Source organism: Elongatibacter sediminis (assembly GCF_037892215.1).
GTDB lineage: Bacteria > Pseudomonadota > Gammaproteobacteria > Xanthomonadales > SZUA-36 > Elongatibacter > Elongatibacter sediminis.
The window spans coordinates 193,492-208,833 of record NZ_JAZHOG010000004.1 but is presented as its reverse complement, the minus strand read 5'-3'; the positions used below and the strand labels follow the sequence as shown (position 1 = coordinate 208,833).

Annotated in this window: 14 protein-coding genes; 11 read left to right on the top strand and 3 right to left on the bottom strand. The window is 61.6% G+C overall.

Annotation, left to right across the window (positions count from 1 at the left end):
- On the bottom strand, positions 1–225 hold a 225-nt coding region (locus V3330_RS07770), incomplete at its 3' end, for a hypothetical protein (protein ID WP_354694835.1).
- A 92-nt stretch (positions 226–317) separates the two neighbouring features.
- Complete coding sequence (gene putA, locus V3330_RS07765) at positions 318–3,485, bottom strand: bifunctional proline dehydrogenase/L-glutamate gamma-semialdehyde dehydrogenase PutA (protein WP_354694834.1); 3,168 nt, start codon at positions 3,483–3,485, stop codon at positions 318–320.
- A gap of 213 nt (positions 3,486–3,698) precedes the next feature.
- Between putA and V3330_RS07760 the strand changes: the two genes are divergently transcribed.
- Genes V3330_RS07760 through V3330_RS07735 form a run of 6 tightly spaced genes read left to right on the top strand, consistent with a single transcriptional unit; the run spans position 3,699 to position 8,701 of the window.
- A complete protein-coding gene (locus V3330_RS07760; RefSeq protein WP_354694833.1) occupies positions 3,699–4,190 on the top strand; it encodes a DUF2244 domain-containing protein in 492 nt (163 codons plus the stop codon).
- A gap of 45 nt (positions 4,191–4,235) precedes the next feature.
- Entirely contained in the window at positions 4,236–5,396 is a 1,161-nt protein-coding gene (gene coxB, locus V3330_RS07755) for a cytochrome c oxidase subunit II (protein WP_354694832.1), read from the top strand.
- A gap of 19 nt (positions 5,397–5,415) precedes the next feature.
- Positions 5,416–7,062 carry a cytochrome c oxidase subunit I gene (gene ctaD, locus V3330_RS07750; protein ID WP_354694831.1) on the top strand — a complete coding sequence of 549 codons (1,647 nt, stop codon included), beginning with the start codon at positions 5,416–5,418 and terminating at the stop codon, positions 7,060–7,062.
- 12 nt (positions 7,063–7,074) lie between these two features.
- Complete coding sequence (locus V3330_RS07745; RefSeq protein WP_354694830.1) at positions 7,075–7,197, top strand: hypothetical protein; 123 nt, start codon at positions 7,075–7,077, stop codon at positions 7,195–7,197.
- Between the two features lie 16 nt (positions 7,198–7,213).
- Positions 7,214–7,819 carry a cytochrome c oxidase assembly protein gene (locus tag V3330_RS07740; RefSeq protein WP_354694829.1) on the top strand — a complete coding sequence of 202 codons (606 nt, stop codon included), beginning with the start codon at positions 7,214–7,216 and terminating at the stop codon, positions 7,817–7,819.
- Positions 7,820–7,831: 12 nt separating this feature from the next.
- Entirely contained in the window at positions 7,832–8,701 is an 870-nt protein-coding gene (locus V3330_RS07735) for a cytochrome c oxidase subunit 3 (protein ID WP_354694828.1), read from the top strand.
- Positions 8,702–8,811: 110 nt separating this feature from the next.
- On the opposite strand, the gene V3330_RS07730 is transcribed toward V3330_RS07735, so the two are convergent.
- Positions 8,812–9,051: a twin transmembrane helix small protein gene (locus V3330_RS07730; RefSeq protein ID WP_354694827.1), complete on the bottom strand. Its 240-nt coding sequence runs from the start codon at positions 9,049–9,051 to the stop codon at positions 8,812–8,814.
- Positions 9,052–9,111: 60 nt separating this feature from the next.
- On the opposite strand from V3330_RS07730, the gene V3330_RS07725 reads away from it, so the two are divergent.
- From V3330_RS07725 to gcvP, 5 genes are all read left to right on the top strand, one after another.
- Entirely contained in the window at positions 9,112–9,846 is a 735-nt protein-coding gene (locus V3330_RS07725) for an SURF1 family protein (RefSeq protein ID WP_354694826.1), read from the top strand.
- Positions 9,843–10,439, top strand: coding sequence for a redox-active disulfide-containing membrane protein (locus tag V3330_RS07720; RefSeq protein ID WP_354694825.1), 597 nt, complete (start codon positions 9,843–9,845; stop codon positions 10,437–10,439). The genes V3330_RS07725 and V3330_RS07720 overlap by 4 nt, the downstream gene beginning before the upstream one ends.
- Positions 10,436–11,428: a COX15/CtaA family protein gene (locus V3330_RS07715; RefSeq protein WP_354694824.1), complete on the top strand. Its 993-nt coding sequence runs from the start codon at positions 10,436–10,438 to the stop codon at positions 11,426–11,428. Before V3330_RS07720 ends, V3330_RS07715 begins: the two co-directional genes overlap by 4 nt.
- A gap of 3 nt (positions 11,429–11,431) precedes the next feature.
- On the top strand, positions 11,432–12,319 hold the full coding sequence (gene cyoE, locus V3330_RS07710) for a heme o synthase (RefSeq protein ID WP_354694823.1): 888 nt from the start codon (positions 11,432–11,434) through the stop codon (positions 12,317–12,319).
- 86 nt (positions 12,320–12,405) lie between these two features.
- Positions 12,406–15,330, top strand: coding sequence for an aminomethyl-transferring glycine dehydrogenase (gene gcvP, locus V3330_RS07705; RefSeq protein WP_354694822.1), 2,925 nt, complete (start codon positions 12,406–12,408; stop codon positions 15,328–15,330).
- Positions 15,331–15,342: the final 12 nt, after the last annotated feature.

Below are 15,342 nucleotides of genomic sequence, written 5' to 3'. Positions count from 1 at the left end.
GCTTCTCGACTGCTTTAAAGGCGATTGCTCTGACTCGCTGCGCTCGCCAACTGCAATCGATTCTTGTGTCTCGTTTGCCTTCTTAACGCTGCGCGTTAAACCGGCTGCTCTCGACTGCTTTAAAGGCGATTGCTCTGACTCGCTGCGCTCGCCAACTGCAATCGATTCTTGTGTCTCGTTTGCCTGGCATGAGGCCGTGCCACCACTAACGGGGGTGTCGTTCACTTGCTTGCCTTCTTGACGCTGCGCGTCAAGCCGGCCGCGCTCGTTCACTCCGTCCCGATTGTCGTTGGAATTCTACTCCCTGCCGGGAACGCTCAGTCGTCCAGGGCGAGGAGGCTGGCGTTACCGCCCACTGCGGCGGTGTTGACGGTCAGGGTACGCTCTGTGGCGAAACGGTGCATGTAATGTGGACCACCCGCTTTCGGTCCGGTTCCGGAAAGACGCTCCCCGCCGAACGGCTGCACCCCGACCACGGCGCCGGTCATGTTGCGGTTGACGTAGCGGTTTCCCGCCCGGATGCGGCTGGCAACGTGCATCTGGGTGCGATCGATGCGGCTGTGTACGCCGAGGGTGAGTCCGTAATTGGCTGCGTTGATGTCATCGATCACGCGATCGAGGTCGCGCGACCGGTATCGAACGACGTGCAGAATGGGGCCAAATACTTCGCGCTCCAATTGCCCAATGCCATCGATTTCGAACGCACACGGCGCAAAGAAGTGTCCGCACAGACTGTCCGGAACCCGGGCCCGGGCGATCAGCCGGGCTTCCTTTTCCATTCGCCGGGCATGGGCCTGCAGCATGTCCAGTGCATCCGTATCGATGACCGGACCGACGTCTGTCGACATCCGGCGCGGGTCGCCGACCACCAACTCGGTGACGGAACCTTCGAGCACCTCCAGAATCCGGTCCGCGACATCGACCTGCAGGTAGAGCACGCGCAGCGCCGAGCAACGCTGTCCGGCACTCAAAAACGCGCTGGAAATCACGTCCTTCACCACCTGCTCCGGCAGTGCCGAACTGTCCACGATCATCGCATTCTGCCCGCCGGTCTCGGCAATGAGTGCCGCCAGCGGCGCATCGCGGTTGGCCAGCGAACGATTGATCAGGCGCGCGGTTTCCGTCGACCCCGTGAATGCGACCCCATCGATTCTCGGATCGGTCGTGAGAATACCGCCCACCGATGCACCGTCGCCCGGCAGTAATTGCAGAGCTTCGCGTGGAACCCCGGCAGCGTGCAGGAGCCGAACGGCCGCCGCGGCAATGGCCGGGGTCTGCTCCGCCGGTTTGGCCAACACGGCATTACCGGCTGCCAGCGCGGCGGAGACCTGTCCGGTGAAGATGGCCAAAGGGAAATTCCACGGACTGATACAGGCGAACACGCCGCGACCGTGGAGACTCAACTGATTGTGCTCGCCCGTCGGGCCGGGCAGCACCTGCGGCTCGCCGAAATCCTTGCGCGCGCGCATGGCGTAATAACGCAGAAAATCGACGGCTTCGCGTACTTCGGAAATGCTGTCCCGAACGGTTTTGCCCGCTTCGCGCGCACACAGGGCCATGAACTCCGGCAGGTTGTCTTCCATCGCATCGGCGGCGCGAACCAGCGCCGCCGCACGTTCTTCAACCGGTGTCCGGTCCCAATGCGGCGCGAAGTCGCAGGCAACGCCAATGGCTGCCACGACTTCGTCGGCCGTTGCATCGCGAACCGTGCCGACCACATCCGAAGGCAGGGCCGGATTGCAGTTGTCCACGGTCGCTGTCGCTTCCGAGATCATGTCACCGGCCAGCAGCGGCGTGACATCCCAGCGCGAACGGGCGAACTTCTGCATGCGCTCAGCCAATTCATCGACTTCAATTTCGTTGGCCAGATTGACGCCCCTGGCGTTCGGCCGTGCCTCTCCGTAGATATCCTGCGGCAAGGGAATACCCGGATGCGCAACCGGACGGGTCCCGGTCACTTTGCTCACGGGATCGGACACCACTTCCGCGGCAGGCAGCGAAGCATCGACAATCCGGTTGACAAACGAGGTATTGGCGCCGTTTTCGAGCAATCGGCGAACCAGGTATGGCAGCAGATCCTCGTGACTGCCCACCGGTGCGTAAACCCGGCAGGCGTCGTGAAAGCCTTCGCTGGCGAGCACGACTCCATACAGATCCGCACCCATGCCATGCAGACGCTGGAATTCGAAATCGAGTCGGTCACCCGCCAGTTCGTTGACCACCGCGATGGTGTGCGCGTTGTGGGTCGCGAACTGGGGATAAAATGCCTGACGATCAGCCAGCAGCGCCTTGGCGCACGCGATGTAGGAAACATCCGTGTTGGGTTTGCGCGTGAACACCGGATAGCCGGAATAGCCTTCGACCTGAGCGAGCTTGATCTCCGTGTCCCAATAGGCGCCCTTGACCAGCCTGACGGGAATCCTCCGTTTGGACCGGCGGGCACGGTCGGCCAGCCAGTCGATGACCGCGGTGGCCCGTTTCTGATACGACTGCAGCGCCAGGCCCAGACCGTTCCAGCCATCCAGAGCCGGTTCCGCCAGCACCCGGCCGAACACGTCCAGGGTCAGCAACAGGCGGTCTGCCTCCTCGGTATCGATGGTCAACGCCATGCGGTTTGCGCGGGCCAGCCGTGCGAGTTCCAGCACGCGCGGCACCAGATCGGGCAGTACGCGCTCGCGTTGAGCGAATTCAAACCTGGGATGCAGAGCAGACAGCTTGACCGAAATGCTGGGTGCGGCATGGATGTCTTCGCAATCGTGGCGATCGCCCACGGCCGCGATGGCATCCCGGTAAGCGGCCATATAACGCTCCGCGTCCCGCGCGGTCAGCGCTGCTTCGCCCAGCATGTCGAAGGAATACCGGTAACGGCGGTTGTTTTTTTGTTGCGACCGCTCCATGGCTTCCTCAATGGTTCGGCCCATGACGTACTGGTGTCCGAGAATGCGCATGGCCTGGCGAATGGCGGTCCGAACGACCGGCTCGCCGCTGCGATTGACCAGGCGGGCGATGGTGCTGCGGAAATTGGATGTCGCTCGTTCCGGCAGGGATACCAGGCGCCCGGTCAGCATCAGGCCCCAGGTCGATGCATTCACCAGAATGGATGAACTGCGTCCGATGTGGGACTCCCAGTCCGCGTCCGACAGCTTGTCGGCAATCAGTTTTTCCGCGGTGTCATCGTCCGGAATCCGAAGCAGGGCCTCGGCCAGGCACATGAGGACGACCCCCTCCTCGGAAGACAGGTCGTATTCCACCATGAAGGCTTCCATGACCCCCTGATCGTCGACCCGGTCGCGCACCTGCTGAACCAGGGCTTCAGCGGTCTGCGCCACCCGGCGGGCGCTACCGGCATCGAGCCGGGCCGCCTCCAACAGGCGCATCACGACCCGCTCCTCGTCCTCGTGGTAGAGCCGGTTGATATTTTCCCGAAGGGCGTCCTGCGGCCGACCCGGGGACTTCAGAAAATCGAACACTTGAGATTCGGACACGATGCCTTTCTCCCGAAAACGTCCGATTGGACGACGAATACGTGGCCAGAGGGTGGTTTTTCCGGCCAGTTTAACCTCAGCCCGGGCCCAATTAAAACGGGCTTATGCCTTGCCCCTGCGCGAGCCTGACGGATACAATAACGGGCTGGAAGCGGGGTCGCGGGATGTCACGGCCGGGAACGGTAAAGCCCGGGCCGTAATCTCAGGTCAGCCATGGTGATCGTGGAACACAGCGCGGACGGCACAGCCGCCCGAATTCAGGCGCGAGCCAATTTTTCGCTGGGTGCGAACGGATTACTTTTGCTTCTGACGGCGTTGGCGGTGGTAACCCTCGGCCTGGCAGTCCTCCTTGCATGGCAGGGATATTGGCCGATTCTGGCCATCGCCGTGGTACAGCTCGTTCTGGTTTTCTGGGTGCTGATCCGGGCCTGGCAAAACAGTTGGGCAGTCGAGGAAATCCTGATCGATGCCCGGCGTGTACGAGTTCTGCACCGGCGTTACCGCGAAATTCGGGAGTCCGGGTTGCAGTCGGCCTGGGCTGGAGTTCGGGTGGAATCGCCCCGATATCCCGGATACGCGCCGCGATTGATGCTCACGTCCCGGAACCAGACCGTGGAACTGGGAAAATTTTTGACGGTTGAAGAGAAATTGAGCCTGGCGAAACACCTCTCACATACACTTTCGAAAGTGAACGCCTGGCGTTGAACGACAGCGGGTTCCCGCAGATCGAAATTGAGGCCTGATATCCCGATGAAGAAACCAAATACGATCATCATTTCGCTGGCAGCCGTCGCGGCCGTGAGCGCAGCTTGCTGGCTACTGCTTGTTGCACCGGGACTTACCGGTAACGAGGTCAACATGACCCGCGGTGTGACCGAGCATGCAGAGATGAACTATTCCCTGCACATGATCGCGCTCTGGATTTGTGCCGTTATCGGCATCCTGGTTTTCAGCGCGATGTTCGTATCCATCGTTCTGCACCGCAAGTCGCGCGGTGAGGAACCCGCGAAGTTCACGCACAGCACCAAGGCCGAGATTGTCTGGACCATCATTCCGGTGCTGATCCTGATCGCCATCGCCATACCCGGCACGAAGGGCGTGGTCCTGATGGAGGTCAGCCCCGAGACCGAAATGACCGTCAAGATCACCGGTTTCCAGTGGCGCTGGAAATACGACTACCTCGAAGACGACATTTCATTCATCAGTTCGCTGGCTCCGGACTCCAACGCGGCGCGCAGACTGCAATCCGGTGTCGTTCCGGCGCAGGTGGATAACTACCTCCTCGATGTCGACAATCCGCTGGTACTGCCAGTGGATACGCCGGTCAAATTCCTCATCACCGCGGACGATGTGATTCATTCGTGGTGGGTGCCGGACCTCGGCTGGAAACGCGACGCGGTCCCCGGATTCATCAACGAAGCCTGGACCCGCATTCGCGAGCCGGGAATCTACCGGGGCCAATGCGCCGAACTCTGCGGCAAGGACCACGGCTTCATGCCCATTGTGCTGAAAGCCCTCCCAAAGGACGAGTATCGCGCCTGGGTGGCGGAGCAGAAGCAGGTCGCGGCTGTCGAAGCCGAAAACGTGCAACGGCTTTGGTCCCGGGCTGAGCTGATGCAGCACGGAGAGTCGGTGTACGCGACCCAGTGCGCCACCTGCCACCAGGCAGACGGCTCAGGCCTGGCACCGGCCTTCCCGGCCCTGGCCGGCAGTCCGGTAGCCATGGGCCCGGTTGAGGAGCACATCGAAGTGGTACTGAACGGCCGCGATGGAACGGCCATGCAGGCCTTCGGCGAAATGCTCACGGTAACCGATCTGGCTGCGGCACTGACCTACACGCGAAACGCTTTTGGAAATGATACAGGTGACGTCGTCCAACCCCAGGCGATCGCCCGGATCAAGAACGGCTGAACCCACGGGAATGAACGAGATGGCTAACGAGCACACGGATACGCACGCGAGCACCCACGAAGGCGCTCACGACGACCACCACGACCACAAGCCGACGGGCTTTCTGGACCGCTGGCTGTTCACCACCAACCACAAGGACATCGGAACGCTGTACCTGATGTTCTCGCTGATGATGTTCCTGACGGGCGGCCTGATGGCCATGATCATCCGCGCCGAACTGTTCATGCCGGGGCTGCAGTTGGTCGAGCCCGATTTCTTCAACCAGATGTCGACCATGCACGCGCTGATCATGATCTTCGGCGCCGTCATGCCCGCCTGGGTCGGATTCGCGAACTGGATGATTCCGATGATGATCGGCGCTCCCGACATGGCGCTGCCGCGCATGAACAACTGGAGCTTCTGGATTCTGCCTTTCGCGGTCACCATGCTGCTCAGCACGCTGTTCATGGATTCGGGCGGCCCCGCTTCCGGCTGGACGCTCTATCCCCCGCTGAGCCTGCAGACGGGCGACAGCTTCGCCTTCGTGGTCTTCGCCGTGCACATGATGGGCATTTCATCCATCATGGGCGCCATCAACGTGATCGCCACGGTGATGAACATGCGCGCACCCGGCATGACCCTGCTGCGCATGCCGATGTTTGTCTGGACCTGGCTGATCACCGCCTTTCTGCTGATCGCGGTCATGCCGGTTCTGGCTGGTGCGGTGACCATGTTGCTGACCGACCATTTCTTCGGCACCAGCTTCTTCAACGCGGCCGGCGGCGGCGATCCGGTGATGTACCAGCACATTTTCTGGTTCTTCGGGCACCCCGAGGTGTACATCATGATCCTGCCGGCCTTCGGCATCGTGTCCGAAATCATCCCGACCTTTGCGCGCAAACCGCTGTTTGGCTATGCGGCCATGGTGTACGCCACGGCGTCCATCGCGTTCCTGTCTTTCATTGTCTGGGCGCATCACATGTTCACGGTCGGCATGCCGCTGACCGGTGAGCTGTTCTTCATGTATGCCACGATGCTGATCGCCGTTCCGACGGGCGTTAAAGTGTTCAACTGGGTCAGCACCATGTGGCGTGGCGCAATGACCTTCGAGACCCCGATGCTGTTCGCCATCGCATTCGTGATCCTGTTCACCATCGGTGGGCTGTCCGGGCTCATGCTGGCCCTGGCATCCGTCGACCTGCAGTATCACGACACCTATTTCGTGGTTGCCCATTTCCACTACGTACTGGTCCCCGGCGCGGTCTTCGCATTGATGGCCGGAACGTACTACTGGCTGCCGAAATGGACCGGGCACATGTACTCCGAGCGTTGGGGCAAAATCCATTTCTGGCTTTCCGCCATCTCCGTGAATGTGTTGTTCTTCCCGCAGCATTACCTGGGTCTTGCGGGCATGCCGCGGCGCATTCCCGATTACTCGGTTCAATTCGCCGACTTCAACATGATTTCGTCCATCGGCGGATTCGTATTTGGAGCCTCACAGCTCATCTTTGTGGGCGTTATCCTGCACTGCGTGTTCAAGAGCAGGCAGGCCGCATCAGATCAGGTCTGGGAAGGCGCACGCGGACTCGAGTGGATTCTGTCCTCGCCGCCGCCCTACCACTCGTTCAATGAGCCACCGCCGATCAACTCTTCGACCGTGGCGCATGCGGACGAGTACGCCCACTGATCGAATCGGCCCATGATTGAACAGCGGGACATCGCAAAACAACGGTCACGCGCCGTCGTGACCGCATGGATCCTGGCCGCCGTGGCGGCCGGAATCTTCGCGGCTTACGTGCTGGCCGCAGTGCTGGCCCAGTGAATCGCGTCGCGAACCCATGAACCAAAACGAAACCCCTTCTCCGGACGATTCCCGCGCAAAAGCGTCGGGCCGCACCAATGCCCGCCTGGTTCGCAGGCTGATTCTGGTGGCTGTCGGCATGTTCGGATTCGGTTACGCGATGGTCCCGTTGTATACCGTATTCTGCGAAGTCACCGGCCTGCAGGGTCGTGGGGTGACTGTGGACACCGCCGCTACCGGTGTCGCGGAATCGGACCGGGACGTCCGCGTACGGTTTCTCGCGACCACCCATTCCGGCCTGCCCTGGCAATTTCAGGCGGGTGAACCCTACAAGTCGGTGCGGCTCGGTGAACTTTCCGAAACGCATTACATCGCCATGAACACCCGGGACGAGGCGATCACCGGGCACGCGACATTCAATGTCGTGCCGCCCGAGGCGAGCCTTTATTTCGTCAAGACCGAATGCTTCTGTTTCACCCAGCAATTACTGGATGGGCATGAAAGCCGCGAAATGCCCGTGTACTTCTACGTGCAGCCCGATCTTCCGGATCACATTCGCGAGATTACGCTGTCGTACACTTTCTACCGCAACGATGAACCGGACTCAGTCGCGGCCATTCCGTCCGCGACCCCGTCCCGCTGAAGAGAACTGACCATGGCCCAACACGCCGACGACTCCTATTACGTACCGCATGGAACCCGCTGGCCGATCATCGGCTCGCTGGGAATGATCACGATGCTGGCCAGCGCCGCATTCTGGATGAATGACAGTTCGGTCGCCCCCTGGACCTTCACCCTGGGCGCCGCCATCATCATTTACATGCTGTTCGGCTGGTTCGGCGAAGTCATCCGGGAGAGCGAGTCCGGCCTGTACAATGACCAGGTGGACACGTCATTCCGCATCGGCATGATGTGGTTCATTTTCTCCGAAGTGATGTTTTTCGCGGCGTTTTTCGGCGCGTTGTTCTATGCCCGCGTGCTTTCCGTTCCCTGGTTGGGTGGCGAGGGTGCAGGCGCGTATACCAACGAGATGCTGTGGCAGGGCTATCAGAATGTCTGGCCCACGGCCGGACCGGCGGATCTGGGCGGATCCTTCCAGACCATTCCCGCTTTCGGCGTACCCTTCCTCAATACCCTGATCCTGTTGACTTCCGGAATCACGGTAACCATGGCCCATCACGCACTGAAGAAGAATGACCGCAAACCGCTGATTCTGTGGTTGTTCGCCACAGTCGCACTGGGGTTCATCTTCGTGTATTTCCAGGTCGAGGAATACAAGGAGGCCTATCATGAACTGGGCCTGACCCTGGGCTCGGGAATCTACGGGTCGACCTTCTTCATGCTCACCGGATTTCACGGAATGCATGTGACCCTGGGGGCGGTGATGTTGCTGGTCATCGCCATTCGCTGCGTACGCGGACATTTCCGGCCGGATCATCACTTTGGCTTCGAGGCCGTGGCCTGGTACTGGCACTTCGTCGACGTGGTCTGGCTGGGCCTGTTTATCTTCGTCTACGTATTCTGAGACAGAATCCGGGACCGCCGGGTACCGACTCGACGTAGCGGCGCCTGGTGACGGACAGCGAAGGCCGGCCCCGAACGGGGCGGCAACTCCGAGATCCGGAACGCGGAAATTCAGTCCGCGGGCTGACTCACCGGCGGCACCTGGACAGGACCGCCGTTGGGCTGAATCCACCCGAGGTGGTGGAAGGCCCACAGCAACACGAACAGGACCAATGACAAGCCGATACGCCAGGTCAGACGGCGCACGGTCCGGTCCCCTTCTCCCTTGTCACGCACCAGAAAGAAAAACGACGAGGCGAGACTGTACAGGATGGTCAGCAGGAACAGGACGATGAATATCTTGAGTAGCATGGCGATGCACCCCCGCATTGAAGCGGCATCATTATAGCGGACCTCCGGGAAATTGATGCCATGCGATTTCGTTTCTCCCTTCCGGCCACCCTTTTACTGCTGACACTGGCCGCGGCATTTGCCTGGCTGGGCTCCTGGCAGTGGCAGCGCATGGGGGAGAAAGAACGTCTGATCGCAGAATTCGAAGCCGCCCCGGAATTGGAGTATTCGGCCGCGACCCGCGACCGGGAGGGTTATTCCCGGGTCGCCCTGTACGGCCGATTCCAGTCCGATTGGCATGTCCTGCGAGATAACCGAATCGAGCGCGGCCGACCCGGTGTCGAAGTATTCAGCCTGTTTCTGCCCGATCACGGCCCCGGCCTGCTGGTGAACCGGGGTTGGCTCCCGCTCCCCGCCGATCGCCGCAGCTTGCCGGCGGTACCGACGCCCGACGGCCGCGTGCGGATCTCCGGCCTGCTCGCTCCGCCGCCGGAGCCGGGTGTCCGACTGGGAGAAGCGGTTTTTCCTGAAAACCCCAAGGGTCCGATATTGATGACGTATTTCGACTTCCAACAGATATCCGACCGGATGGAAGACGGCTTGCACGACGCGGTGTTGCTGTTGGATGCGGCTGACCCCTCCGGTTTTGGCGCGCGTGCCTGGGAACCGACCGTGATGCGGCCCGGTCAACATCGCGCTTACGCCGTGCAATGGTTCGCGCTGGCGGCCACGGCTGTCATCATCTGGCTGCTCCTCGGATATCGCCGGACCCGCGCCCGGGATTCCCATACGTCTGACAACGGGGGTTTGGCATGAAAGCGACCCAGGCCCGCCTCGCATTTCTCGGCATACTCGCACTGTTCGTGATCCCGCTGGCCCTGGCCTGGCTGATGTATTCCGGCACGATCGAATATCGCCCCGGAGCCACGGACAATCACGGCCAGCTGGTGGAACCGCCGGTGCCCGTCGACTGGTCACAGGCAAGCCGGAGCCCCGGGGATACGGCCCGCGCGTCCCTGGCGGGTGTATGGGTCGCGCTGTACCCGCTGGAGCAACCCTGCACGGAGCGGTGCCTGGAGCGGGTGTACCAGTTACGGCAGGTACACCGTGCAGCCGGCCGTCATGCCGACCGCATCCGTATAGCGGTGCTCAACGCGGCTCCGACCGAAGGTTCAATGCGCCAGAAACTGGAGGCCATTGACGACGAACTGGTGCTGCTGGAGCAACCGGAGACGGCGTTCATGTCCGCGATAGAGCGAGCCGGCTCGGATGCCATCGAACCGTCGGTATACTTGGTGGATCCGTTGGGTAACATCATGATGACCTACGAGGTAAATGACAGCATGAGCCTGCTGAGCAAAGATCTCAAGAAACTGCTGACCTGGTCCAAAATGGACGAGTCATCGTGAATTCCACGCTGCACCGCCTGGCCGTCGCGGCAACACTGGTGGCCTTCGTGGTTATTGTCCTGGGCGCCTTCGTCCGCCTGTCCGATGCCGGCCTTGGCTGTCCGGATTGGCCGGGATGCTACGGCAAGTTGACCTGGCCGAAAGAAACACATGAAATTGCCAGCGCCAATGAAGCATTTCCGGAGCGGCCCGTTGAACACCACAAGGCCTGGAAGGAAATGGTGCACCGGTATCTGGCCGGTATCCTCGTGCTACTCGTCCTGGCGATCAATTTCGTGGCCTGGCGTGGTGTATCCGACCGTCCACGTTTTCGGATTCTGGCCGCCGCCATCCTGGCACTTATTCTGTTTCAGGCCGCCCTGGGCATGTGGACAGTGACCCTCAAGCTGTTGCCGCTGGTGGTCATGGCCCATTTGCTGGGCGGGTTGACCCTGTTCGCGTTGCTGGCCTGGCTGGCGTTTCGTTCCGGGATTTCGGTCCATTACGCGCCTGGATTGCCGCTGCGGCGGCTACGACCGTGGATTGCGGCCGGGCTGGTGATTCTGATCGCGCAGATCGCGCTCGGTGGCTGGACCAGCGCGAACTACGCCGCACTCGCGTGTCCGGACTTTCCAACCTGCCATGGGCAATACCTGCCTGACACCCAATTTCGCGATGCATTCACCCTGTGGCGTGAAGTCGGCGTGGACTACGAAGGTGGCGTGCTCGATCTGCGATCGCGCGTCACCATTCACTTTGCCCACCGGGTCGGCGCCATCGTCACGTTCCTCGTCCTGCTGGCCGTCGCGGTCCGGCTGATGCGGACGCCCGCCACACAACGCGGTGGCGGGCTACTGGTTTTCTTGCTGGTGACGCAGATCACACTTGGCATTCTCAACATCGTGTTGCAGTTACCGCTGCCCAATGCCGTTGCCCATAATGGCGTGGCCGCCCTGTTGCTGCTGCATCTCATCTGGCTGTTCAACAAGGCCTCCCCGGGGAGACCCTGACCCATGTCGTCGACCGCGGGCCGTTACTTCGAACTGTGCAAGCCCCGCGTGGTGGCGCTGATCGTGTTCACCGCCGTGGTCGGCATGTTCCTGGCCACCCCTGGCTGGCCACCACTGAACGTGTTGGTGGCGGGCACGGCGGGTATCGCGCTCGCCTCGGCATCAGCCGCCGCGATCAATCACCTGCTCGACCAGCGTATCGACGCCGTCATGGCGCGGACCCGTAACCGGCCCTTGCCATCAGGTGGATTGAAACCGGTGCAGGTTCTCGCATTCGCGATACTGATCGGCACCGTATCCATGATACTGCTGGTATTGCTGGTCAATCCGCTGACCGCGGTACTTACGTTTTTCTCGCTGATCGGATACGCGATCATTTATACCGTCTGGCTGAAACGGGCGACACCGCAGAACATTGTCATCGGCGGCGCCGCCGGAGCGGCACCTCCCCTGTTGGGTTGGGTCGCCGTCACCGGAAGTATCGACCCCGACGCACTGCTGTTGTTCTTGATCATATTCGTATGGACGCCGCCTCATTTCTGGGCGCTGGCCATCCACCGACGGCATGATTACGCGGCGGTCGACATCCCGATGTTGCCCGTCACGCACGGCGTGACCTTCACCCGCTGGCAGATTCTCTTCTACACCATTCTGCTGGTGATCGTGACCACCCTGCCCTACCTGACCGGCATGAGCGGACTTCTTTACCTGGCCGGTGTGTCCGTGCTCAATGTGGGCTTTCTATGGTATGCGTTTCGTCTCCTCGCCACGCAGAGGACCCGGGATGACGATCCCCTGCCGATGCAGACCTTTTCGTACTCCGTCGTGTACCTGATGGCCCTGTTCGTGCTGCTGCTGGTTGACCACTATTTTCACCACGCACTGGGCTGAACCTTGATCCTTCTGCCTGTGAGCAGCCGTGCGCAAGCCTTACAATACCGTGAGAAATCAGCCCAAGTCCCCGGAGTACCAAAGTCATGACGCAAGAGCGGCCCGCCGCGATTCCCGACACGCCCTTAAAGCGACTGGAAGACCACGCAGAGTTCGTCACCCGCCACATCGGACCCGACAATGACGACATCGGGCACATGCTCGATACGGTGGGAATCGAATCGCTGGCGGAGCTGATACGCACCACTCTGCCGCCGTCCATTCAGGACGAAAGCGGCCTCGACCTGCCGCGGGCACGCAACGAGAGCGAAACCCTCGAGCGCCTGCGTGCGATCGCGCAACAGAATACGCTGATGCACAACATGATCGGGATGGGCTATCACGAGACCGTTCTCCCTCCCGTTATCCAGCGTAACGTGCTGGAGAATCCCGGCTGGTATACCGCCTACACACCTTATCAGGCGGAAATCTCCCAGGGTCGCCTCGAAGCGCTGCTGAATTTCCAGCAGATGATCTGCGATCTGACGGGCATGCCGATCGCCAATGCTTCACTGCTGGACGAGTCCACCGCGGCGGCGGAAGCCATGGCCATGTTGCATCGTGTGAACCGCAAGTCCCGCTCGCGTCAATTCCTGCTCGGTCCGGGCGTGCTGCCGCAAACCGTGGATGTGGTGCGCAATCGTGCCCGGCACTTCGGGATCGAAGTCATTGAAGGCGAACCTGGAGTGTTGCTCGAAGACGGGGATTTCTTCGGCGTCCTGCTGCAGTTCCCCGGTGTGGACGGCAACATTCCCGATTACCGCGAAATCGTGTCACGCGCACACGAAAAAGGCGCGCTGGTCGCGGTCGCGGCCGATTTGATGAGTCTGGTGCTGCTGACGCCTCCTGGTGAGTGGGATGCGGATGTCGTGGTGGGTTCGGCCCAGCGGTTTGGCGTACCGATGGGGTACGGCGGCCCGCACGCCGCCTTTTTCGCCACCCGCGAAGCTCACAAACGAGCCATCCCGGGGCGCATCATCGGGGTGTCGCGGGACGCGCACGGGCGTCTCGCCCTGCGCATGGCCCTGCAGACACGCGAACAGCACATCCGCCGGGACAAGGCGACCAGCAACATTTGCACGGCGCAGGCCCTGCTGGCTGTCATGGCCGGCATGTACGCCGTCTGGCACGGGCCCGAACGGCTGACGCGGATCGCCAGCCGTATCCATCGACTGACCAGCTTGCTGGTCGCCGCCCTCGAACCGGGCGGTATCGTGCCGGAGTCCGACAACTGGTTTGATACCGTTACTTTCCAACGTTCCGGGGAGGAGATCGATCGAATTTATCGCCGCGCCCTGGATGCCGGCATCAACCTGCGAAGGATCGGAACGAATCGACTCGGCGTCAGCGTGAGTGAGAAGACCACCCGGGCACACATAGCCACCCTGGTGGCGGCGTTCACCGGCTCGGAGACCGCCATTGACCTGGCCGGTCCGGATGCGGCGCTGGCTGCCGATGCCAGCGCCCTGCCTTCGGCGATGCAGCGATGCTCGGAATTTCTCTCTCATCCTGTGTTTCACCGTTACCAGTCGGAAACCGAAATGCTCCGCTACCTCAAGCGACTGGAGAACAAGGACCTGTCGCTGACGCACGCGATGATTTCGCTGGGTTCCTGCACGATGAAACTGAACGCAACGGCGGAGATGCTGCCGGTGACATGGCCGGAATTCAGTGACATGCATCCCTTCGCCCCTCTGGACCAGGCGCAGGGGTACCAGCAACTCTTCCGGGAACTGGAGGCAATGCTGGCCGCCTGCACCGGATACGACGCGGTGTCACTGCAGCCCAATGCCGGCTCTCAAGGGGAATATGCCGGTTTACTGGCCATCAAGTCCTGGCATGAATCGCGTGGCGACGAGCAGCGCGACCTCTGCCTGATACCGTCGTCCGCGCACGGCACCAATCCGGCCAGCGCGGCCATGGCCGGCATGCAGATACGGGTGGTGCGCTGTGATGCCCGGGGCAATGTCGATCTCGACGACCTGAAAATCCAGATCGAAGCCTGTGCGGAACGGCTGGCCGCGCTGATGATCACCTATCCGTCCACCCATGGGGTGTTCGAGGAAAACATCACCGAAATCTGCGCCCTTATCCACGACGCCGGCGGTCAGGTTTATCTCGACGGCGCCAACCTGAATGCCCTGGTCGGTTGCGCCGCGCCCGGCAGGTTCGGCGCCGATGTGTCACACCTCAACCTGCACAAGACCTTTTGCATTCCGCACGGCGGGGGCGGCCCCGGGGTCGGACCGATTTGTGTGCGGAATCACCTGGCGCCGTTTCTGCCGGGCCATAAGGTCATCGCGATGGACGGTCCACATGCCGGAAATCCGGCCGTCGCCGCCGCCCCGTGGGGCAGCGCGGGCATCCTGCCCATCTCGTGGGCCTACATCGCAATGATGGGCCGCGACGGGCTGACTCGCGCGACTCAGGTCGCCATCCTGAGTGCCAATTACATCGCGGTGCGGCTCGCCGATGCCTACCCGGTGCTTTACACCGGCCGCAGCGGCCGCGTGGCGCACGAATGCATCATTGATCTGCGGCCGTTCAAGGAGTCGTGCGGCGTCACCGAGGAGGACGTGGCCAAACGGCTGATCGACTACGGCTTCCACTCGCCGACGATGTCATTCCCGGTGCCCGGAACCCTGATGATTGAGCCCACCGAGAGCGAATCGCTCGCTGAACTGGACCGTTTCATCGACGCCATGCTGCACATCCGAGAGGAAATTCGGGCGGTCGAGTCGGGGCAACCGGACAGCCCCCTCAAGAACGCCCCGCATACCGCGCGTGATCTGACCGGCGAATGGCCGTGGACCTACAGCCGCGAGCAGGCGGTCTATCCGGATTCCGCCCTGCTCCTCAACAAGTTCTGGCCTCCCGTCAGCCGGGTCGACAACGTCCACGGCGACCGCAACCTGGTCTGTTCCTGTCCGCCGATCGAGGACTGGATCGAGGAGGGAAACGGCTCCAATTAGCCGTGCGTCCCC